The sequence below is a fragment of the Bremerella alba genome (genome assembly GCF_013618625.1).
Taxonomy (GTDB): Bacteria; Planctomycetota; Planctomycetia; order Pirellulales; family Pirellulaceae; genus Bremerella; species Bremerella alba.
This window is the reverse complement of sequence record NZ_JABRWO010000005.1, coordinates 292,368-315,853: the sequence shown is the minus strand read 5'-3', so window position 1 is coordinate 315,853 and position 23,486 is coordinate 292,368. Positions and strand designations below refer to the sequence as shown.

Here is a 23,486-nt window from a genome sequence, read left to right as displayed (position 1 = left end):
CATGGACGACTCACAGAAACGTACTTATGTAGGAAATAGCCTGCGGCCTTCCTCATGCCAGTGGTGATCCTGGGCTATCATGCCTGGCATCTAGTTGGCCGAGAGATTAAAGCAGCTCGAGAGAGGCTTCCAGGTCCGATAGAACGGCGTCGACCGCTTGATCGTCGAGGGGCTTGTTCGGCTTTGAGAGATCGCAAATGTCATCAACAGAATCAATGATGGCAGAATCTTGCGACGCCAGGACGACTTCCTGGAATGAACCTAGCTCAAGAGGAACTTCATAAGAAGTTTCCTTGCCACTCCCCTGCTCTTCCTCGTTGTGAGACGACGCGAACTGCTGAGAAATGGGTTCCCCTTCCAAAGCGTTGGAATTGGGAGTCTCAGTCATCGGCACCTGTGGGTCGTCATTTTGGAAGCTGGCGGAGTCCAGTGTCGCGTAGAACGCAAATGACGGGACCGGCTCTGGGTTGATCGTTGGTCCTGTTTCCGCCAGGGTGGTCATCGTGTCAAGCAATAGTAAGAGATCGAGCTTGTCGAAGCGGCCATCGGCGTTGGTGTCTAAGAATGGGTCGCCGGGCATATGATTCGGTTCGAGCACTCGGCTTGCTGTAGATGCACCGGAAGTAAACTGCGGGTTGCGCAGTTCGCTCAATAGCAGGTCAAAATCGATCTGGTCGATCTCACCGTCATGATTCACGTCGACAAACGTCAGCGGGTTGTGCCACGAGTCGTCGGCGATCGAAGCAGACCAGGCAACCCGGTTCGTGCCGGCTTGAGGGGTCAACGTGACATCGGTTGCCGGCAGTGAGCTGAAGTACGAGGTTGTCCCTTCCGGGGCTGTTGCCTGCAAGCGGTAGTTTCCGTCGAAGTCAAATGGAAGCGTGAACGCTCCGAATTCGTCGGTCTCTGCTGTGTGAGGCCGACCAACCTGAAGATTGTCGAGGCCTACGTAACGTAGATTGCGACGTTGATCATTCGTGTCGGTCAGGTGTCCGCGAGCAATTGCGTAGCTTGCTTCGGCCGAGGCGAGCTCTACAACCATGGTTTCAGACGTGCCGCCATCCATGGGACTGGTCGTATAACGCCCCAGCAAATTGTGCTCGGAATCGTATAGTTCTAGTATTCCAATATCGCCGTCAACTTCCGCGATCGCGTCAATCGAAACACGGCTGACTGGTGCATCGAAGGTCATCTTCAGCTGACGTTTCTCAGACCAGACATTGCTCCAGGAACTGTCAGAGTAATTATAAAACCCTCGTCCGCCGGTGCTGGAAAGAGAGCTATTGCGGACCGATACATCAGCAAAACCCGGAGCAATTTCCGAGCCTTCGGCGATCAGCGTGATTCCGCCAACGGAGTCGTAAAAGATCTCGCCATGGTCGAAATCATCAGGCTCGATGATGGTTTGTGTTTCTTGAGGATTACCGGCCATGTCCACGACTTCCACCGTCCAGCCAGCCAGGCCTTGCTCGCCGGCGTTATATTGGCCGTCACCGTTTTCATCGTAGGTAAGGTAGCCGGTAAAGCCATGCACATCCGTCGAATCGATATGGGCTGTCGAAGCGTGAAGTGACTGCGAATGGATGAGGCCTGTTTCGTCAACCACGCGAACTTCGATGTCGTATTGATGGGAATCCGGGAGTTCTATCAGGAAGTCAAAGTCGTTTGAGTAGTCATCGATGGTCGGGCCGGTTTGCCACGCGCCGCCAGCGATGCGGTATTCGATATGGCTTAGGCGATTGATGGTGACCGAGTTTTGCAGTCCCCATGAATTCTGATTGGGAAGTACGCCGATCGAAGCGTTACCGCGGACCTGTATGCGGTTTGTGGTCGGATCGTATTGGCTGCTGGCCGAAAACGAGATCGGAACGTCAAAGACGTCGAATAGTCCATCGCCGTCCGAGTCCTTCCAGCCAATCGATTCGAACGTCTCGATACTGCTAATGTAGGCGGCGTAGGCATCTTTTAAGGGCTGAGAGTGCCCCATCAGGCTTGTGACAATCGTTTCTGGCGAAGGATTCCCATCGTGGGCATTGGTGTTCTGAGTGCCGTAATAGCCGCGGATATCTTCGTAGTGGCCTGAGCCGTCGTATTCGTCCATCGCCCAGAATTGGTGGGCCACCTCGTGGGCGATCGTGCTGGCAGGACGCCCAGATGGAATTGCCAGGAACGAGCCACCGGCGATCGAGAACCCGCCTTGCACGCTTCCGGGGGCAAACCATCCGTCGGAATCGTTTTGAGCATTGATAACAAAGAGGGTGAATGCCCAGTTTGTATCGTTGGCAACTCGCTGGCTGTGATTGAACAAACGTATGTCGTTGTCGATTATGTCCGATCGCTCGGCACCAACAAAATCGAGGAATTCGCCAGCCCAGATGTCTAAGTCGGTCGCGATGCGCGAAATTGGTTCTATACCCACTTGGATCGGGGTATTAGCGTGGGTGTAGTCGATCTCGAAATTCAGTTCATGCACGCTCGACTGGAGGGCCAGCATATCGACCCACCACTGGAGTCCTTCTTCGATACGCTGCTTCACCTGATTGGCATGCGTGGTGTTCCAGTTCTCGGTGTTGGAGTCGACGGTGCCATCTGATTCAAAGAAAACAACCGTCACCGTGACATCCCCGAGCATGAACTCGCCGGTATCCAGCGGTTGAGCGTTCAAGGGGACCGAAGAGAGCGCCAGGCGTGATTCAAGTTTCTCGATTCTCTGTCGACGACGCACTGAACCGGCAGCCCGTTTTTTCACTCCGCGATCATTGGAGCGTCGATAAGAAGAGAATCGAAACATGAATTAATCCAGCGAATATCGCCAGCAACGGTACGGGAGATGCCTAAATACGGCATCATGGATTTCGGAGCGAGTGCACACGCTCCGACTACAAGTTGTTCTCATCCTCCCAGATGGCCAGCACTTCATCGGCATGATCTGCGAATTCTGGTTCATCGTCGTCCAAAGCGAATGATGATTCCGAGTTTTGGCTCGACATGATAATTAAATCGGTTTGGTCATCAAGCGAGGAAATTGCCGCGTCCGTGGTTTCCTCTTCCGGCGTAACAACTTGGTTGTCTTGACTTGCATCGTCGGAAGAAGAACCAGTGGAAGCCGATTGGGTCAATGGGAGGGTATTGCTCAGAGACTGGCCCGAGATCGTTGACGGCTTGTCTTCCGTAGTGACCATCGTGGGAGAGGTGGTCGTTTGCGGCGTCGAGCGGGCGTCTACCTGTTCCCCTTCAAGGACGAAGGAGCTCGCCATCAGCGGAACACCACCAATGGTGCCTGGGTAGCCGGTTGGATAGTCGCGGAACGTCACGGAATCGTCCGATTCGCCGTAGTTCTGAATGAACAGACTAAAGTCTGCCAGATCGACTTTCCCATTGTTATTGAAATCGAACTTGCGGATCAGTGGGTCGTTATTCACAAACCTGCCGTACTGGCCGATGAAGCCGGCAAAATCGGAAATTCCGACTTTGCGATCTTCACCGTTGGCACCGACGTCGTAGATTACCGGCCAAACTTCAAAACTGTGGCTGGCAGTCGCGGTTCCGTTAATAACGGACAATACCATCGTCGCGTCATCGATCACCGTGGCGTTGGTATCAGAAAGGGTAATCTCCGAAGACGGCGTGAAGGTCAAAGGACCATTGGTGTAATCGACCGGAAGTTCCATGTTCGATTTCAATTGGATGCGACCGACGAGTGCGTAGCGATCGTCTCCAAGGTTCGTCGATAGCGAACTGAATCCTACGCGAACGGTGCCATTCTCTTCGTCGACATCGGTGGAGGTAACCGAGTACCTCAGGTTAGCAGGATCTTCGACGCGTCCAATTGCCCGAACGAAACCGAAATCGGCTGCATCGTAGCTAATTTCCACGATGCCTGCCTGAATGGCACTCCCGGCTGGCGCTTGGGCATATACCTCGACGTAGATGTGGTTCCATTCGTCGATGACTTCCACATTCGTAGGGAGATTATTTACCTCGCCATTGGAAGTCAGCGTTGGTTTGGTCACGTAACGCAATTGATAGTCGGCAGCACTCGAGGCCGCGATCACTTCCAGGTCGACTCCCTCGAAGTAAACCTCGCTATCCGAGGTGATGCGTTGTGAATCATATAGATGGAGCAAGAAGGACTCGTCCGCCAGATCGACTGCGTTATAAAACGCTTGACCGGTCAAGCGTTCCACTTGAGGCACACCATCGATGTAATAGGGTTCCCATAGATCGGGAACCACGTTGGGATCTTCAACCAGATCAATTTGGTCGAAATGAAAATGCGGAGTAAACGCTTCGGCCATGTCGTAAACGTTTGGCGTCTGGGCAATCATCCGAAACGAAAGAGCTTCGATCTCGTCTATGTACCCACCGGACACATTTTGCACCGCCAGACCTTCGATATAGCCATCATATGAAGTATCCGGGATGGGGGGAATTTCATCGACGGGACTCATATTCGGTCCATATTTGACACCTCCGTCACCGTAGGTCGGGTCAAATTCGAAGCCTTCTGAATCAAAGGTAATGTTGAAGTAGGCGGCATAGACGCCCCACGCTATGCCATTCTCGCTCAGATCCAACTCGTCTCGGCGATCGTCCATGTAGGCTTTGATCAGGAAACTTTCGCCCTGTTCGATCTGGGTGATCGCGTTTCCATGCAGATCCGTAGCGGCCAGTCGCAGCGAAATGAGTTCGTTGGTCGCGTTGAGCATTTCGCGTCCCTCGAGTTGCTCGAGCCGCGATACATGATTCCAGTGGCGGCGAAGCGAATTCGGGGAAGCCGAGCGGGAACGTGCTTTTTTCATGGCGGTTGCGTACTTGCTTCATGCCTCGAAGAATTCCGAGACATGTTGGGAAAGTAGGGTGACTTGCGACGACAAGCGTGTCGCGAGCAGGAATGCCTAGGTATTAGAGTAATTGCGAGACTAGCCAACGCAATTGCGTAAAACCATTAGCAGTTCTGACTTTAGGGGTTGTATGGGTTGTAACCCCGGAGATCTCACGACAAGCCATAGCTTTGGACGAGTTCACACCCCAATAGTTCCGGCAGAGAACGCAAAACCAGGATTTTTGGAATCTTTTCTTCAAGTCGCAAGGAACTTCTGCCCTGCGATTAGCGACCAAGTGGCTAGGTAAATGGAAAATTATGCGGATCGTGGGGGTTTTACTCCCATTTAGGGATCTAACGAGGATAAGAAAAAGTTTGCAAAGGCAAATTTGCCCAATTAGTCTGGATGACGCCGATCGAATCGCCCTAATTTCCTAACTTACTCATTTTGCTACTTGCCTAATCGAAAATATAGGTTGCCGTAGGTCGCCATGAAAAAGAACAAGAGCCGCCAGCACCGCGTCCCCAACAAAACGACCAAGCGAGCCAAACGGCAGCGAGCGATTCGTCGCATGGAACCGTTAGAGAGCCGAGCCATGCTGGCAGGGGATGCGTTTTCTGTTGTCCATAACGACTACATGTCGCACGACGTGAACGCCGATGGCGTGTTCGACCAATTGGATGTCGACACACTGCTCTCGAGTTTGAAGTCGAGCAAATCTCAGCAGTTGGCTGCTCGAAGCCTGCTGGAAGGGGAGCAAACCCTTTACCTGGACGTTGACAATGACGGCCGACTAACCAACCGCGACTTGCTTTCCGCGCTGGATGCTTTGACGCTGGAAGGGGAAGTCGCCGATGCCACGTACCGCGCCGACGTGAATCTACGGATCGTGACCGGGGCCGGCAATACTGACGAAGGTGGAAGCACGACCGTCGATCTGAACGAGACCTTCGATCTGGAAATCTGGATTGAGGACGCTTCGGATGTAGAATCGTTCATCAATGTGGCTTTTGTCGACATCGCGTTTGACTCGTCGCGATTGACCATCGATAACATCTCTACGGATATCGTGTTGGGTCAGGATTTTAGTCCTTTGACCGGCGATACCCCTAGCAACATAACACCCTACGGTTCTCTTTACGCACAAGATAGCGATTTAGTCGAAGCGGGCTACCTGAGGTATATTGGTGGTTTTAGCGAGCTAAACGCAGTGGGCGAGACCGATGCACTTCTCGGGCGTAAACTCGCCACGATTACGTTCCGCACGGTTGCTGAAACGCCTGCCACCGGGATGGATTTCGACGTGGTCGTTCAGGATTATCCCCTAAGCAACGATCCTTTGGATGTCGTCAGCTCATTCAACGATAGACTGCGTGATGGCACGATCGATAACGACTCGAATGTGAACGCCACCTTCTTCGCCGATTCGGGGCCGGGCGAAATCGTTCGCTTTGAAGGAGGCAGGGTCACGCTAGTCGTTGAAGCCGAGCCAGTTTCCGGAGCGAACTTCGATTCCTATGAAGTCGTGGAAGACTACCTCGAGGCTGACGCGATACCTCCCGGGGATAACGATCCACCGGTTGTTGAAATCGACGGCATTAAGTACTACGTCCTCGATGTCCTGGCCAATGACCTGGACTCCATGCAGAATCTCGTGCCCGGGCTGAGAGATCGGTTCGATATCGATGAGGTCACTCAACCGACTCAGGGATCGGTGACGATTGAAACCGACGCGCAAAGCGTGCAGGAAATCGTCGATGCGGGGATCACTTCGCATCAGGTACTGTTGTACCAGGTGCCAACCGGGGTAGGTGGCATCTCGGAAACCTTCTCGTACACGATCATCGATTCCGGTATGACGAATAACACCGGGACGACCGAGGCCGGTGTCTTTGTCTCGATCACCGAAATTGATCAAGGTGTTCTCCTTCTGGAAGATCCCTTCCAAGTTGAAGTCGAAGAAGGTATTGAGACCGATGTGATCGACATCATGGACAATGTCACGCCGGGCGAACCTTCGGACGTGCCAACGTTCATTGGCTTCTTCGATGAGGCGGGCAACGACCTGACCGAATCGGACCTGCAAGGGACCTTTACGCCAGTTCTGGACGATATGCTTAATCCGACCGGTGAATTCACCTACGTGTCGGACATTCCAGGTCTGGAAGAAACGATCACCTACCGGGTTAGTGACGGCAACAACCAAGTCACCGAAGGGACCATCATCTTCAAGACGCTGTTTAACAGTTTGCTCTCTGGAGTGGTGTACTTCGATTCCGACAATGATGGCAATGTCGACGAAAATGCCGACACAAATGCCAGCCCTGAAACTCGAGTTGGCGGCGTAACGATCGAGCTTTTGGATAGCGGCGGTGCGGTTGTCGAGACCACGGTTACCGACGCATATGGTGCCTACGGTTTCGCCGGCTTCGACGAAGGAACTTACTCGGTTCGTATCACCGATCCTCGCTTTACCCGCAAGGGGCTGACCTCTGCCGGTGACTTCACTCTGTCTGGTAACACGATCAGCGACATCCAAGTCGGCGGTGGTGAACCGGGCACATTTACCGGCTTGAACTTCGGTTATCGCGGCCGCGATTATCAGTACACCAGTATGGCCGATTCGATCGCCTCTAATACGGAAGACAGCATTGTGCTCGCCTTCTCGAAGAGTGGTGGCGTAGCGACGCTAGAATGGTATACGGTTGACCTCGGTTGGGATCGACTCGTTCAAATTCGACCTGAGTACGCTTACCTGGATCCAACTACCGGCGATTCGCAGATTGCCTTTGAGGTGAGTGTTGAAGGGGTTGAAGAGCCGCAATTTGTCGTTCAGGCCTTCTCGACCTCGACGCCCGGTTACATGGTCGTCGCCAACACGAGTGAAGGTATGATCATTCGTATCAACGGTGCCGCTTCGAGCGTCATGACCAACCTCGCCGCTGTCGATGCTGCGTTCGCGAACATGTAAGCTTGAGATACACACCAACAAAAAAAGAGCCGGTCCTTTACAGGCCGGCTCTTTGCATTTCTTGGCAGCTAAGCTTTGGTCTAGCTTAGTAGTGGTATTCCATACCCAAGGTCATTCCCACAATCCAGAAGTCCTGTTCAATGAAGCTGAACTGAGGATCGGTGGGTAAAGCACCTGGCTGAACGTTCGTGTTGATCATCGTCGCCCCGGTTACCACGTCGCTGAAGTAGACGAAGTTAGCACCGATCTTGAAGTCGAGGTTGCAGTTGTAAGCGTAGATCATGTCGACATTCACTTCTGGAATGTAAGCGAACTGATCGCGAGTGTAACTTCCCTCGTTGGCCGAGTTGGTGTAGATGCCGGCATTGTTTCTGAAAGCACCGTTGACGGTCGATTGGCCAGAGATTGTCGCCTCTTGCTTCATACCACCAACGCTGATCTTACCCAATGCACGCCAGCTGAAGGGGCCGTCTTGGAACTCAGCGATCAAGCCAAACTGGCCGCCATGGAACTCGTTGGTGGCCGAGAAGTTGTCGCTCAAAGCAACCATGTCGCCGGTCGCTAAGCCGCCCGGAGGTGCAAGGTCTTGGACCGTGTACTGAGCGTTGATTCCAAATCGATCTTCAACTTTGGCATAGCTGTAACCGGTTACAAAGTCCCAGCGGTTGCCGTGATTGGTGTAGATATGCTTGGTGACAAAGAAGTCGCCCATATAGACGGTGTTCTCGTTGTTGAGGCTTACCGTCGTATTGTCTGCGGCGTTGGTACCGGTACCTGGAAGGGCCACCACGACCGAGTCTTGCATGCCGGTGTTGGTGTTGAAGAACGGAAAGGCCAACGTCGAGAACTCATTGGAATTGGTCGAGTAGTTCGCGCCTTCTTCTTCCAAAGCCAGGAAGCGGCCGCCGACACTCCAGTTTTGGTAGTCGTCCAGCCAGAGACCAAGCGTGATACGGCCACCGAGGCCGGCATCGCCCGTTTCGTATCCGTCACCGAATAACACGCGAGTGCTGGCCGCACCCAGGACACCCAGGTCAGCCGGATCGCTCGTCGTCAAGATCGGCGGGTAGTTGCCACCTTGACGCCAAACCACCAACGTATCGAAGCTTCCGTAAGCTCGTGGCGGAAGAGCACAGCCGTCATCGCAGGCAGCGCCGGTAACGTTTTCGTACTGAACGTAATCGCCAGCGGGTTCGTACATCGAACCATCGGCTGGGCCGCCGTACTGCATGCCAGGGTTCATTTGACCGTGGGCATTGGCGGCAGCCATATGAGCATAAGGAGCTGGGCCTCCCATCATAGGACCGGGACCCGGACCAGGCATCGGGCCCATCGGCCCGGGCATTTGGCCTGGTGCACCCATGGGGCCAGGGGCGCCCATCATGGCCTGAGGTGGGTACCCAGGTTGCATTCCTGCAGGAGGCATTCCGGCGGGATTGTAGGGAGCAGGAGCACCGGCGGGATATGGCGATCCCATCGGAGCATAACCCTCTTGGGCATAAGATCGACCGCTGCCGAGTACCACGGCGACGATCGAGAAAGCTAGGGTGGAGTAGTTAAGCTTCATGTTGTGTGCTCGCAAACTAATGCTGTCGCTCCCAAGGCCCTGCCTCGTTCCGAATAACGGAAGGAGTTACAAGAGCTACCGCTTGCGTCTGATGGACATCCAAAATCGAATAGCCAACGACAAACATGGTTTCCGAAGAGACCAAGTTGATCGGGCGGAATGGTTTCTATGGTCAGGACCCTTGCCCTGCGCTCGAATCGGTCCGCGTACGATTATTCCGGACGTATTAGGAATGTCGGCCTTCAGGCATGTGCCGGTTAAACAAAAAGCAACGTGCAACCCGTATAAACGGAATTCTCCATCCAGAACGGAGGCCGGATGTAAAGATGGGTGTTCTGCGACGAGTTTGACGGATAATCCAGGGCAATTGGTTGTAGCGGACGTTGCTTGACCCAGGCCCTGCAAATCTTAGGAAACACTCTACGGAATATTGGGAACGGAAAGACTTGTCTTTCATACTAAAATCTAAGGTGGGTAACGGTTAGAATGTCCCACCCACCTAACTTAGTGGCAGCACTCCTCCGGGGACCATATTAGTTTGGATACAAATCAACAGACCTTGGAAGCACCGCAGGCGGAAGAATCGAAGAAGTCGGAAGCTCCTCAGCGAGGAGCTCCCCGCAAGTTTCGCGCTAATCCGTTGGGGTCGGCCTTTTCGCAGGTAACGCGATCAGGGCTCGCACGCTTCGTGGCGAAGTTGCCGTTGATCGACCGCTTTGAAGAGCAACTAAAAGATCTCTCGGAACGTGACCTTCGCAAACACAGTCTGGGCCTGCGTCACCGGGCCAAAAGTGGCGAGGCGCTACATAAATTGTTGCCCGAGGCGTTCGCTCTGGTCCGCATTGCCGGCGCACGCACGATGGGCATGCGCCATTACGAGGTGCAGTTAATCGGCGGGATGATCATGTTCAACGGTGCCATCGCCGAGATGGAGACGGGCGAAGGGAAAACGCTGACCGCCACTTTGCCCACCTATCTCTACGCATTGCCTGGTAAAGGAGTGCACGTGGCCACGGTGAACGATTACTTGGCCGCTCGTGATGCCGAGCTGATGATGCCCATCTACAAGATGCTGGGAATGAGCGTGGGAGTGATCGAATCCCAAATGTCCTCGCCAGAGCGGCGAAAAGCTTATTCGTGCGACATTACCTATGGGACCTCCAAGGAATTCGGCTTCGATTTCCTAAGAGACCGGCTTCTCATCCGCCAAACACGAGAGCAAGGGCTAGGCGTGTTGGGGGCGATGCTAGCGGGCAAGTCCGAGAAAGGCGAAGAGCCAGTCCAGCGCGAGCATTACTTTTCGCTTGTGGATGAAGCAGACAGTGTTTTGATCGATGATGCTCGAACCCCGTTGGTGATCAGTGCGATCCCAGGCGAGGCCGAAAAAGTGGCCGTGGCTTGCCATCGCTGGGCAGCCAAGAGCGAAGAGGAATTCGAGGAAGATCATCATTTCGAATACGATCACGACAAAAAGTCGGTGGAATTGAGCGTTTCTGGACGTTTGCTAGTTCGGCAGATTCCTAAGCCAAAGCTGTTAGATGCCGTGGGTCTGGTCGATCTGTACGACTACATCGAACGCGCGATCAAGGTGAAACGCGATTTCCACAGCGGACAACATTATGTCATCCGAGAAGGCGAGGTCGTCATCGTCGACGAGTCGACCGGACGTATCGCCGAAGGTCGAAAGTGGAGCAATGGTATTCATCAGGCGATCGAAGCTAAAGAAGGAGTGGAAGTAACCGTCGCCACCGGGCAAGCTGCCCGAATCACCGTTCAGGATCTTTTCTTACGGTACCGGCACCTGGGCGGAATGACCGGTACGGCATCGAGTTCCAAAGGGGAATTCAAGAAAATTTACAAGCTGAACGTAATCAAGTGTCCGACCAACCGCATCCCGCAGCGAAAACTATGGCCAGATCGCGTATTCGGAAATGGTGAGGCCAAGTGGACGGCGATTGTCGATGAGATTCGCGAGATTCACTCGCAAGGTCGACCTATTCTGGTCGGTACCCGGACCATTGAAAAAAGCGAGCATCTTTCTGGTCTATTAGAGCAAGCAGGCATCGAGCACGAAGTGCTGAATGCCCATCAGGTTGCTGCGGAAGCGGATATTGTTTCTCGGGCCGGGCACCCAGGTAAAGTAACCGTCGCGACGAACATGGCGGGGCGTGGTACCGACATTAAGTTAGGTGAAGGTGTTCACGCTTTAGGCGGACTACATGTCATCTGCACCGAGATGCACGACTCGGCGCGTATCGATCGTCAGCTCGTGGGTCGTTGTGGCCGTCAGGGAGACCCTGGCAGCACGCGTCAATTTATGGCTTTAGACGACGATTGTTTGCTGGTTGGCTTAGGGCCGACGCGGTACAAAAAGCTAATCGCCTACGGTGAAAACCGGCTAGCAGAACTGCCGGGATACTCGAAGCTCTTCCGCAAATCGCAGCGAAAGATCGAGAAGAAACACTTCAGTGATCGCAAGGTATTGCTGTATCACGAAAAACAGCGCAAGAAGATGCATCGCGAAATGGGACAAGATCCCTACCTGGATTCGCCAGACTAGCCAGAGTGATGCGATTTGGAGACATGATGGAACGAAGTCACCCTATGTTCCGTCAAATGTTGCGTTTTATTATCCAATTGGCAGCACAGCTTGTAAGAATTCTTACTGTAACTTCTTATCACAAAACGAACAAACGACCCGCGGGGCGTGTAGAGTTCTTCGGCGACACGATCCTTGTAACCCATATATCCTGCCTTGCGGCATTCCTGGTTGACACCTTTTCGGCTTTCGAGATTTTCGATTCTCACCTCCCTTGTTATGGTGAGACGTAGGATTTTGCGATCGCGAAACGATCGGCCTCAAACCTTAAATTCCCATTATGAATAGTCCCGGCATGTCCACAGAGCCCTCGTCCGTGAATCCCGAGACCCTCGAAAGCACGAAAAAGCAGATTCGAGGTCTGATTCAGGAGATTGCCCAACTTTCCAAGCGGGATGTCCCTCCAGAGGATTATTTCAAAGAAGTCTTGCCGAAGGTGGTTTCCGCCTTGGCTGCTGTGGGAGGAGCTGCCTGGATCTACGACGAACAGCGCCGGCCACAGCTTATCTACCAAATCAATCTTGCCCGAGCCTTGGTCGATCCGAAGAGCGACGAAGGCATTCGTCACCTGCGTTTGATCGAAAGCGTGTTCAAAGGTGCCGAAGCTCAGCTTTTGGCACCCCAGTCAGGCGGGGCCGAAGAGAACTCGGCTGGCAATCCGACCAACCAGCTTCTGGTGGTCGCGCCGATCCAAGTCGAAGACAAGGTCGAAGGGGTCATCGAGATCTTCCAGCGACCGAACTCGGCTCCAAACAGCCAGCGCGGTTATCTCCGTTTTCTGGAGCAAATGTGCGGGCTGGCGACCGACTGGTTTAAGTCTCGCAAGCTACGCGACTTCTCTGACCGGCAATCGCTTTGGTCGAAGATCGAACTGTTCAGCCGGGCGGTACACGAAAATCTGGATCTTCGCCAAACAGCTTACACGATTGCGAATGAAGGTCGGCGGTTGATCGGCTGCGACCGTGTTTCGGTGGTCTTGCGTCGTGGCCGCTGGAAGGTGGAAGCCGTGAGCGGACAAGACGTGTTCGACGCACGGTCGACCCAGGTGCAATTACTTGGGAAGCTGGCATCCCGCGTTATTGAAACAGGCGAACCCTTCTGGTTCAGTGGACAGACCGATGATCTGTCTCCGCAATTGGAAACGGCGGTCCACGACTATGTCGATGAATCGCACACGAAAACCATTGCCGTCATTCCGCTGCGTCGCCCCGAACATGCGACCGACAACATGAAGCGGGAAGAGGGAGAAGAAGAACGCCAATTCCAGGGCGAGATCCTCGGAGCATTGGTCGTTGAGCAGATTGAAGACAGCTCGCAGCAAGAGGAATTCTCGAAGGGGGTCGAGCTGATCTCCGAGCACAGCAGCCGAGCCCTGGCCAATTCGATCGACTACAACTCGATCCCGCTCACGCCGGTTTGGCGTTTGCTGGGCAAGTCGAAGGTCTTAGTCACCGCACGAAACCTACCCAAAACCGTTTTGGCGATCGCCGGCGTAGCGGCGGTTATTGCTGCCTTGTTTTTGATCCCTGCTCCGTTCAAAGTCGCTGGCGCGGCAACACTAACTCCAGTCGTGCAGCGCGAAGTGTTCGTGAACGTCGAAGGGGAAGTGATCGAAGTCCCGGTCGACCACGGCGACCACGTTGACCAGGGCCAAATGGTAGCTCGCCTGAGGAATACTGAGCTCGAACGGCAGTACAAACAATTTACCGGTGATCGTGAAAAGACCTTATCGACGCTGCAGTCGCTCGAGTTTCGCAAGCGTCGTCCCGAAACGATGCGAAACGCCTCTGATGCAACGCAATTGACCATCGACCTCGGTCAGGCCCGTCAGAAGTACGAACATCTGAACGAACAAGTGGCGTTGATTGAAGAGAAAATGTCGCGTTTGGATGTCGCCAGTCCAATTGCCGGCGAGATTGTGACGTGGGACGTGCGAGACAATCTGATGCAGCGTCCCGTTCAGCCGGGCCAGGTGCTGATGACGGTGATCGATCCGACCCAGGATTGGATACTGGAAATCCGCATGCCGGAAAAACGAATTCAGCACATTCAATACGCCTTAGAGCATCAGCAAGATTCCGAAGCACTTGAGGTGACCTACATCATGGCCAGTGATCCTGGTCGGCAGCTCACCGGTACTGTCACTGAGATTCAGCGATTGGCTCAGCCTGACGAGGAAGAGGGGCAAATCGTGAAGTTGAAAGTGGCTATCGACAAGCAAGACATTCATCATCTGCGAGCGGGGGCGACCGCAACCGCCAAGGTCCACTGCGGAACGGCTCCGCTGGGATACACTTGGTTCCATGAACTGTTTGAGTTCGTCGAATCGCGGATTTTGTTTTAACCCCAGCATCGAGCTCGATGCATTTCATTTCAATGCTTTATCGGCCTGCAATGAGTGTGCAGGATCCATCATCGCACGAGGTAAGAAACCCATGTCCAAGTCTGTGATTCTTTCGGTCGCCACTTTGCTACTGATTGCCGGACACGTTTCCGCTCAAACTTCCGCGACGCCGGCCCAGGTTGTCGTCGAACGCTGCCTGGTGTCGTTGATCGACGAAGTCAATGTTCCGGCCCAAGAAACCGGGGCTCTGGTGAGCATTCCTGTCGAACGCGGCGACTACGTCACCGTGGGAACTCAGATCGCTCAGATCGATGATTCTCTGCCGGTCAAGCAGCGCGAGATTGCGAAGCTGAAATGGGACAAGGCCACCGAACAAGCGATCAACCAGGTCGATATCAAATACGCTGCAAAAGCAGCCGAGGTCTCGAAGGCCGAGTTTGAACAACTGGAGGCCGCCAATAAAGGGGTCAAAGGTGCGATCGCCGAGATCACCATTCGCAAAGCCAAGCTTCAGTGGGAAAAGGCCCTACTGCAAGCCGAACAGGCCGACATGAATTTCAAGGTCGCCGGCATGACCGCAGGAGAAGCGGAAGCTGAAATGGAAGCGGCCGATATGATCATCGAGAAGTGCAAGACGACCACACCGATTGATGGCGTCGTCGTGCAGAAATATCGCCACGAAGGGGAATGGGTTCGCCCTGGCGATCCATTAATGCGAGTCGTGGGACTGAAACGTCTGAAGGTTGACGGATCGCTGGATGCTGATAAGTACGTGCCGGGCATGGTGATCGGCAAGCCGGTCACTGTCGAAGCAGAAACGCCTGGTGGTCTGGTCAAGTTGGAAGGGACCGTGGTGTTTGCCAGTCCGGAAATCGACGCGACGGGGAATTTCGATTTCTCGGCGGAAGTCCAGAACCAGCCATCGGCCAACGCGTGGATGCTTTTACCAGGCGACGTTGCTAATGTGACGTTGCACCTGGATCGTCCCTCGACACTAAGTGCTCATTTCGAAGGTAATCGTAAGTAAGCGTACGCGTTATAAGCGATTACGACTCCCCCCTTCCCCGCCCTGAGATTTAGCTTTGGTCAGTCTTCAAGACAGTTTGGTTGCCAGTAGCAGTCGTCCACTGCCGCTACGTGCACGTCCAGACCTCACCGCCCGGCAGCATACCTATCAGGGTCGCGGTTATTGGGTGGTGAAGGAACCGATTGGGCTGAACTACTTTCGCTTTCAGGAAGAGGAATACGCCATCCTGAACATGCTGGATGGCAAGACTTCACTGCAGGACATCAAAGAGAAGTTCGAGAAAGAGTTCGCCCCGCAGAAGATCAGTTTCACCGACTTGCAGCAGTTCATCGGAACGTTGCATCGCAGTGGGTTGGTAATCACCACGGCGATGGATCAGGGACGGCAGCTGAAAGTTCGCCGTGACGAGAGGAAGTGGAAAGAGACCGTCCAGTTGATGTCCAACATCCTGGCCGTCCGCTTCAAGGGGTTTGACCCCGATCGCTTGTTGACGACGCTCAATCCATACACGCGTTGGCTCTTCACGTTTCCGGCGATGATCATGGTGCTGCTGTTGTGTGCAGCCGCTGTGACGCTGGTGACGGTTCAGAACGACGTTTTCCGTAGTCGGTTGCCATCGTTTCAGGAATTCTTCGGTCCCTCGAATTGGCTTCTTCTGGGGGCCGTTTTAGGTGTCACGAAGGTCATGCACGAATTCGGCCACGGCCTGTCCTGTAAACGCTATGGTGGCGAATGTCATGAAATGGGTGTCATGTTTCTGGTCATGACGCCGTGTCTCTATTGCAACGTGTCCGATTCGTGGATGCTGCCCAACAAGTGGCATCGAGCGGCGATCGGTGCGGCGGGAATGTATGTCGAAGTCTTCTTGGCATCCATTGCCACGTTCGTCTGGTGGTTTAGCGAACCCGGTTTGCTGAATCACTTGGCGCTGCAGGTGATGTTTGTCAGTTCGGTGAGTACGGTGATCTTCAATGGTAACCCCCTGCTCCGCTACGACGGTTATTACATCCTCTCGGACATCATGGAAGTTCCGAACATGCGTCAAAAGGCGAGCAGCGTGCTGCATCGCTTCATGTCGAAATACTTCCTGGGAATGGAACTTCCCGACGATCCTTTTTTGCCGGAACGAAATCAGTTCTTTTTTGGTCTCTATACGGTTGCGTCCAACATTTATCGCCTCTTCGTGACCGCCTCGATCATGCTCTTTTTGAATCAGGTCTTCGAGCCGTACGGCTTGAAGGTCATCGGGCAGATGATCGCCTTGGCGGGTGTTTACGGTTTGGTGGTGATGCCCATATACCAGTTGTGCAAGTTCTTGTATGTCCCTGGGAGAATGTCACAGGTGAAGCGGAAAAATGTTTTGATTACCGCCTCGGTCGTGGCGACGGTGATCGCGGGGATCGTCTATATTCCCGTCCCCCAGTGGGTAAAGTGCCCGGTAGAAGTACAGCCGAAAAACGCTGAGAGCGTTTTCGTGGTGGTGCCAGGTCAATTGGAAAACATGCTGGTGAAGCCTGGTCAACAGGTTACCCGCGGTACCAAGTTGGCACGGGTCACGAACCTCGATTTGCTCTTAGAGCTTTCCGAGCTAGAAAACGAAGAAGAACGGCTGCAATTGCTTTCCGATGCTCTTAACAATCAGCGATTGCGGGCCGAGCAAGGTGGCGAGGTGGAGCAAACCTATCTCGAAGTCATTCAGCAGTTAAAGTCGATCCACGAGCAACTCGAAAAGAAGCGTCAGCAGGTTGCATTAATTGACGTGCCAGCCCCGATTGATGGGACTGTGTTCCCAGTGCCGGACAAGAAAAGTCGCGGTAGTGACAACGGCATGCTCGCGGAATGGTCCGGTTCGATCTTCGATGCGCGGAACCAAGGGGCGAGTCTTTCCATGAGCGACGTCGTTTGCCAAATTGGAAACGCGGACGAAATGGAAGCCGTGCTCTATATCGACCAGGATCAGATCGAGCTAGTGAATCCGGACCAGGAAGTCGCGATCAAGCTGGATGCGTTTCCTGGGCGCACGTTCAAAGGACGCATCGTCGTGATGGGAAGCAAAGAGGTCGAGTTCATTCCGCCGGCTCTTAGCACGCAGCAAGGAGGCGATCTGCCGGCCGTCACCGACCAAGAGACAGGACGGATGCGTGCTCAAAACGCGACCTTCCCTGCCCAAGTTCCTTTGGCCGGTGTCGAGGAAGAATTGAAACTGGGGATGCGGGGCCGGGCGAAAGTCTGGGTTCAATGGGAACCGATGGGAAGTCGCCTGTGGAGATACGTTTCGCGAACGTTCCATTTCTACCTGTAATCGCTAACCTGTGTAAAGTATCGGCCTTTCTTCCAGTTGTTTCGGTTTTGATGGTTAGGGTAGGTTGAAGCCACTCTTTGATGTGACAAACTATGCAGAGGCCATCTCGTAGAACCGGGGGCCATGACTAAACTAGCCCAATACCGCTAAGGTCTACACTAAATTCTAAGGAGACAATCTACATGTCGGACGCCCCTGAAAACCAAGGTCAAGCTACCCCACCAGCTCCGAAGCAAGTCGAATTGGACGAATCAGGTGCGATTGCCTGTTACGCCAATTTCTGCCGTGTGACCGGTACGCCAGAGGAACTGATCATTGACTTCGGTTTGAATACTCAGCCGATGGTTCAGTCGCAGGAAAAGATCAAAGTCCAGCAGCGAATCATTCTCAACTATTACACCGCCAAGCGAATGCTGGGGGCTCTGCACATGGCCGTACAGCGTCACGAAGCCGCCTTCGGAGCGCTCGAAACGGACATTCAAAAGCGAGTGATTCCATCGGCACAGCGTCCCGCTGGTGAATAGTCTCGCTTAACATCAAAGACAAACGCGGAACGGCTTGGCTGTTCTGCGTTTTTTATGCGCTATCCTGGAACGAAAGACGCCTGCTTAGCGTCCAAGGGGTTAAGGGAATGTCTATTTTAGGGGGTTATCAACGGAACTTCATTGGAAATGGGATAACCCCGTATGTACCATATAGGTTCGGGGTTGTTTTTCCCTGTTTTGACTATCTTAGCCGTCCAAACACCCGTCGGACTAAGTGCTTTCCCCTCTTAATTTCCTCATGCCTAACTTAGATTCCATGGCCATCGTCGATCCCACTACCTTTGCAGCTGTTGCCATCGTGCTCGGAATGTTGCTGGCTGTTTCGGTTTTGGCAGTGGTCCTGACGCGTATTCTCCGGCCAAAGCCATGCTATGCAGCTAAACGCCCCGGGGGCCAGTGGAAAGTCCAGGGGCAACATTTAGAGGCTCGCCAGCTTCTCGATGCGGGGATGGGCAACGAAGCGTTGGCCCTTGAGGGCGAATCACTCACCATCGGTGATGTCACCTACGAAAACGTCGATTTCAAAGCTTTGGCCAAAGCGATTGCCGATAGCGGGGCGATCTTCTTTGGCGCCGATTGGTGTCCTCACTGTACCCAGCAGAAAGCCTTGTTTGGCGAAGGCTACCTCAACTTGCCGTTCGTCGAAGTCACCAATCCGAATCATACCCTCAATCAAGTCGGGGTCGATAACAACATTTCGCAGTTGCCCACGTGGGTCTTTGGAGACGGAACGCGTGTTGTCGGTGTGCTCGAAATCGAAGAACTTCTCAGCTACACCGGCGTGACGATCCCGCAGGGCGAGCCCCTTTATTTGGAAGAGATCCCAGATCAAACCGACCTGATCGCAGGTCAGTCGTATCATATCCCCTTGGATGGTTACTCCCCCACCGGTGACCCATTAACGTACACCGTGACTTCCTCGTCCGGCACGGTCATCGCTTCGGTCATGCAAGGGAACAAAAGCCTGCGGATTTATTCGAGCCGATACGGGACAATGGAGTTCTACTTGTTCGAAGAGGAAGCGAGACTCGCCACCTCTCGGATCATTGACCTGGCCGAGAGCGGCTTCTACGACGGTCTCACGTTCCATCGGGTTTATGAAAGTTTTGTGATTCAAGGTGGCGACCCCAATGGAAACGGTACCGGCGGATCGTCATTGCCCAACTTTGACGACGAGTACAACACTAATCTACGGCACAACGGCACAGGGATTTTGTCGTTCGCCAAATCGTTTGACGATACCAACAATTCGCAGTTCTTCATCATGGAAGGGCTGGCCCCGCACTTAGATTTTCAGCACACCGTTTTTGGTTTTCTGACCGAAGGCGAGGTTGTCCGCGAGTCAATCAGCGGAACGCATACCAATGGTGGCACCACACCGTACTGGCAAGTCGTGATGGACGAAGTATCGACCTTTGTCGATTTGGAAAATGGCGTCCTGCGGTTGAAGATTCCCGAAGGGGCGTCCGGAACCGAAACTATTACCGTCACGGTATCCGACGGGCAAGGCAACACGCTCAACCGTTCGTTCGACGTCACGTATGCTCCCGATAGCAGCACGACCAACCCCTACCTGTCGTTCATTCCCGATGTCACGATGACACCGGAAGGTAGCTATACGTTTCAGCTAAGCGCCACGAACTTGGATGGGGACGAGCTGGTCTACTACGACGAAGACGATTTCGATCCAAGCAAGTCCAGCGAGTACATTCCTTATCGAGCTCCGGCAGGCCTTGTCTATTCGGTGGACAGCACAAGCGGGTTACTTCAGATCAATACAAGCTCGGGACTTGCACCGGGTGTCTACAATATCGTTGTCGCGGTATCCAATGACTTGGATGGAGAAATCATTGCCAGCGCGATCGACTACGAAGCGATTAAAATCATCGTGGGGACTCAGCCAGTACTGAACACCGATTCCATTGATTTGAACGAAGACGAGTCCGTCACCTTCAGTCCGTCGACAAATGATTCGGGCTCAGGAAGCACATTCGATCCATCCACGTTGCGTTTGTTGTCGCAGCCGGCTGTGGGTGAACTGAGTGTCAATCACACGACAGGCGAAATCGAGTTTACACCTCCGGCGGATTTCAGCGGAACCGTTTCGTTTCAATACGATATTGCGAATGAGCTAGGTCTCTACGGGACATCCGCCACGGTGATCTTGAACGTTGCACCGGTTAATGACGAGCCGGATGCATTCGACGATATATTTATCGCCGATCGCGATACGGCAACGCTTCTGCCGGTTCTTAAGAACGACGACAAGGGTGGCGTTGCTGAAGCCGATTCTACGGTTCTAATCACACTGGCATCGAGTGCTACGGCTGCCGGGGGAACCGTTGTGGTGGTGGGTGACAACGTGCAGTACACGCCCGCGGCCGGCTTCACGGGGTCCGATACGTTCACCTACACGATTGATGATGAAGGTATGGAATCGACCGCCACGGTAACGGTCGATGTTCGCGATGTTTCCAATATCATGATTACCGCCGTGCGGGATTTGACCGATGCCGACAGCAACGGCGTTGTGGATAGCCGACCGCAAAGTGACGAGATTATTGGTGAGTGGGATTCGTTTTGGGTGGAACTTTGGGTCACCCCTGTTGGAACCGGTGGTGATGCAATCACGGCGGCTTCTGTCACGCTGAATTTTGATTCGTCGATCTTTCAGGCGAACTCGATTGTTATCGATTCCGCATTCACTGTGTCCACAGGGACCGGCGTGAACAACGCTAACGGCACCGCGACGATCCAAGTGACATCCTCTTCGGTGAGCTTGAACGAAGGAGAGCGTATTCGCTTGGGACGAGTTCGATTTGGGGCAGTTGCCAATGGCCTGGATGCACCGCAGTTGGGTGAGACTCTGGGTACCGACTTCAATGACTTCCTGACGTCGATAACCAATGCCTCGCTGACTGTTGATGGAGTTGGCGTGGTCGATAGCCCGACGACCGACATCAATCTTCCTGCCCGATTGCTGCCGATGGTTTACGACTTGAACGACGACGGTCGCGTCGGCATCGCCGACTTCAGTGCGTATCTCAAAGCCCTGGAGCATAGCAACTCCGACGTGTTCATTGATTTCGATTTGTCAGGCGATACCCATGGAAGCGGATTCTCTTACTTCCGCAGTGCTGTCGGCGGTTCGCACGATGGTGTGAGTCGCACGTACGATTGGTCGCCGTTATTGCTTAAAGCAGCGATGAGCGACTCGATCCTCACTTCCCAGGTCCATGTGGGAAGCAGTGTTGATTCTCTTCTCGGAGAAGACATTGCCACCGTGACCACTGCCCTGCCGCCGGCGGTTGTGGCGACCAGTATCGGGAACAACACGAACGTTGTGACCATTCGCATCGTCGACTTACCAGGCAGTCAGTTGGCATCGACGATCGGGAATTCGATTTACCTCGATCATGACGCGGCCGGTTGGGGCTGGTTCGTCGATTCGACCCCGCTCGATTCGTCCGAGTTTAGCGCTCACAGCGAGAATGGCCAATTACTTGCGAACAGCACCTCAGCGGCTGCAGGCAAAATCGACTTGCTGTCGGTACTGATGCACGAGCTAGGACACGTTGCCGGCTTCGGGCATTCTGAGGAAGGGCTGATGAGTGCGACCATTCAGCCTGGCGAGCGTCTGATCGACTGGGATCAGGACACGTTTGAGGAGAACTTCTATATATCGGCTGTCGATCAGCTTTTCGGCAGCGAAGACGACTAGGTAGAATCTCATCGGAGAGTCGCTCTTCGTCTATCCAAGCATCGTGCCGCCCATCTCTTGGCATGGCGGCACGGCAAGTTGGGTTCGATCTCGTTTAGAACATCGTGATCAGGTCGAAGCCGATCGTGAATTGATTCTTAGACGTACCGTTGTCGTAGGCCCCGTTGATGCCTGGAGCGGACAGGTCGCTGTAATCCCAACGTGCTTCGGGTCGTAAGATGAACCAGGATGCCGGATGGTAATTGGCACCCAAGGTGAATTCATAGTAGTTGCCGCCGCTGGCGATGTTGTCGTTGGCCAGGCCAAAGACGCGTGCATTGTCGCGGTCATCAAACCACTCTAAGCGGGCCCCCAGATCTAAACAGGGATTCACGGTGTAGTAGAGATAGTTGGATATCCCGTACCAATTCGCCGTTGCCAATTCGCTGGTGGTGGTCAGGCGTGCGTATTCTTCGGTACCCAGATTGTGTTCCATGACGTAAGTCCAGCACTGGTTGATGCGCTGTTGGAAGACCAGGCTGTAGGTTGTGCGGTTGTTTTCGCCGGTCGGATCTTCGCTGCCGGTATGCAGCGTGAAGCTCAGCTTGGTGGCTTCATTGGGGCTCTCCCAGCGGAATCCGCCCAGGAACCCGACTTGGCCGTTGGGCTGTTCAAAGGTATTCCAGCCACGAGTGATACCGCCGTACCAGGTCATGCAAGACGAGGTGGGGTAGCTACCGAGAATGCCGGTATGCGTGAAAGGTTCTCCGTACTGCATCATATAAGAGTGCGAGTAGAAGAAGTTTTCAGGAGCCATGACCGACTCGTAACCCATGATCGTATAGAAGTGACCCGCTTTTAGGTTCAGACCATTTCCCCAGGGGACGTTCGCTTCGACATAAAATTGAGGAAGCGCGAGACCATACAAGGCTGCATCGCCCCCATCGCGGGGACCGTTGCCGCTGTTCCACTTCTGCGAGTTATCGTCGTAGGTTTCGAGTCCGGTCGATTGGATGAAGTAGTAGTCGGTACCATAAAGCACATCGACACGGCCGCCAATGTCCCACGTGCAGGCATCCTGGCTTACTTCTCGTCCGAAAGACAGATACAGCTGATTGAGCATGTACTCGTTGGCCTGATCGTTGAAAATCAGTGGGCCATTGGTACCCGCTGGGCCAATCAATCCGCCATCAGCGTTGGGGTTGCCAGTGAAACCTTGTTCCAACCATCCGTTGACGAACCACTGGTCGCACTCGTTCCAGCATGGTGCAGAGCAAACCCCGGCACACTCCACGCAGCCAGCGTCGCCGCAGCAGGAGCTAGAAGACGCTACCATCGCGTCGTCCATTTCCAAGGTGACAGAGGATGCCGGCATCAGCGCCGAGACTTGCTCAACCTGGTTTGCCGCTACACGTGGCGCAGACGCCATCGTGCGGGACTGTGCAAGCACTGGGGAAGCCAGAACAGCTGCGAGCAAGATTGAACTGGCGACGATATTGGTAATTTGATTGCTTTTCATGGTTGCCAATGCCGGCTTTAAGGCCGCGCAAACCTGTGAGGGGCGATTTTGCAAATCGTATCAGTCCTATCGGTATTTCCGACCCA

Annotated in this window: 11 protein-coding genes; 7 read left to right on the top strand and 4 right to left on the bottom strand. The window is 53.9% G+C overall.

Annotated features, from left to right (window positions below):
- Nucleotides 1-106 precede the first annotated feature (106 nt).
- Both HOV93_RS10790 and HOV93_RS10785 read right to left on the bottom strand, forming a co-directional pair.
- Nucleotides 107-2,791, bottom strand: coding sequence for a dockerin type I domain-containing protein (locus tag HOV93_RS10790; RefSeq protein ID WP_207396508.1), 2,685 nt, complete (start codon nt 2,789-2,791; stop codon nt 107-109).
- A gap of 88 nt (nt 2,792-2,879) precedes the next feature.
- A complete protein-coding gene (locus HOV93_RS10785) occupies nt 2,880-4,802 on the bottom strand; it encodes a hypothetical protein (RefSeq protein ID WP_207396507.1) in 1,923 nt (640 codons plus the stop codon).
- A gap of 514 nt (nt 4,803-5,316) precedes the next feature.
- Here HOV93_RS10785 and HOV93_RS10780 point away from each other — a divergent pair.
- Nucleotides 5,317-7,797 (top strand): SdrD B-like domain-containing protein, encoded by a 2,481-nt coding sequence (locus tag HOV93_RS10780; protein ID WP_207396506.1) that lies wholly within the window; start codon nt 5,317-5,319, stop codon nt 7,795-7,797.
- Between the two features lie 85 nt (nt 7,798-7,882).
- On the opposite strand, the gene HOV93_RS10775 is transcribed toward HOV93_RS10780, so the two are convergent.
- Nucleotides 7,883-9,364, bottom strand: a complete 1,482-nt coding sequence (locus tag HOV93_RS10775) for a BBP7 family outer membrane beta-barrel protein (RefSeq protein WP_207396505.1) — start codon at nt 9,362-9,364, stop codon at nt 7,883-7,885.
- A gap of 538 nt (nt 9,365-9,902) precedes the next feature.
- Between HOV93_RS10775 and HOV93_RS10770 the strand changes: the two genes are divergently transcribed.
- The 6 genes from HOV93_RS10770 to HOV93_RS10745 all read left to right on the top strand — a co-directional run bounded on the left by HOV93_RS10770 (nt 9,903) and on the right by HOV93_RS10745 (nt 21,902).
- On the top strand, nt 9,903-11,924 hold the full coding sequence (locus tag HOV93_RS10770) for a preprotein translocase subunit SecA (protein ID WP_235990152.1): 2,022 nt from the start codon (nt 9,903-9,905) through the stop codon (nt 11,922-11,924).
- 334 nt (nt 11,925-12,258) lie between these two features.
- A complete protein-coding gene (locus HOV93_RS10765) occupies nt 12,259-14,307 on the top strand; it encodes an HlyD family efflux transporter periplasmic adaptor subunit (RefSeq protein ID WP_207396504.1) in 2,049 nt (682 codons plus the stop codon).
- Between the two features lie 91 nt (nt 14,308-14,398).
- Nucleotides 14,399-15,334: an efflux RND transporter periplasmic adaptor subunit gene (locus tag HOV93_RS10760; RefSeq protein ID WP_207396503.1), complete on the top strand. Its 936-nt coding sequence runs from the start codon at nt 14,399-14,401 to the stop codon at nt 15,332-15,334.
- A gap of 55 nt (nt 15,335-15,389) precedes the next feature.
- Nucleotides 15,390-17,636, top strand: coding sequence for an efflux RND transporter periplasmic adaptor subunit (locus HOV93_RS10755; RefSeq protein WP_207396502.1), 2,247 nt, complete (start codon nt 15,390-15,392; stop codon nt 17,634-17,636).
- A 182-nt stretch (nt 17,637-17,818) separates the two neighbouring features.
- Nucleotides 17,819-18,160, top strand: coding sequence for a DUF3467 domain-containing protein (locus HOV93_RS10750; RefSeq protein WP_207396501.1), 342 nt, complete (start codon nt 17,819-17,821; stop codon nt 18,158-18,160).
- 259 nt (nt 18,161-18,419) lie between these two features.
- Complete coding sequence (locus tag HOV93_RS10745) at nt 18,420-21,902, top strand: peptidylprolyl isomerase (protein ID WP_207396500.1); 3,483 nt, start codon at nt 18,420-18,422, stop codon at nt 21,900-21,902.
- Nucleotides 21,903-21,996: 94 nt separating this feature from the next.
- Here the strand turns inward: HOV93_RS10745 and HOV93_RS10740 are convergent, their stop codons facing one another.
- A complete protein-coding gene (locus tag HOV93_RS10740; protein WP_207396499.1) occupies nt 21,997-23,400 on the bottom strand; it encodes a porin in 1,404 nt (467 codons plus the stop codon).
- Between the last annotated feature and the right edge of the window lie 86 nt (nt 23,401-23,486).

Coding starts and splice junctions, on each gene's coding strand:
- HOV93_RS10790 (WP_207396508.1), bottom strand. CDS start 2,791: ATGTTTCGATTCTCTTCTTATCGACGCTCCAATGATCGCGGAGTGAAA.
- HOV93_RS10785 (WP_207396507.1), bottom strand. CDS start 4,802: ATGAAAAAAGCACGTTCCCGCTCGGCTTCCCCGAATTCGCTTCGCCGC.
- HOV93_RS10780 (WP_207396506.1), top strand. CDS start 5,317: ATGAAAAAGAACAAGAGCCGCCAGCACCGCGTCCCCAACAAAACGACC.
- HOV93_RS10775 (WP_207396505.1), bottom strand. CDS start 9,364: ATGAAGCTTAACTACTCCACCCTAGCTTTCTCGATCGTCGCCGTGGTA.
- HOV93_RS10765 (WP_207396504.1), top strand. CDS start 12,259: ATGTCCACAGAGCCCTCGTCCGTGAATCCCGAGACCCTCGAAAGCACG.
- HOV93_RS10760 (WP_207396503.1), top strand. CDS start 14,399: ATGTCCAAGTCTGTGATTCTTTCGGTCGCCACTTTGCTACTGATTGCC.
- HOV93_RS10750 (WP_207396501.1), top strand. CDS start 17,819: ATGTCGGACGCCCCTGAAAACCAAGGTCAAGCTACCCCACCAGCTCCG.
- HOV93_RS10745 (WP_207396500.1), top strand. CDS start 18,420: ATGCCTAACTTAGATTCCATGGCCATCGTCGATCCCACTACCTTTGCA.
- HOV93_RS10740 (WP_207396499.1), bottom strand. CDS start 23,400: ATGAAAAGCAATCAAATTACCAATATCGTCGCCAGTTCAATCTTGCTC.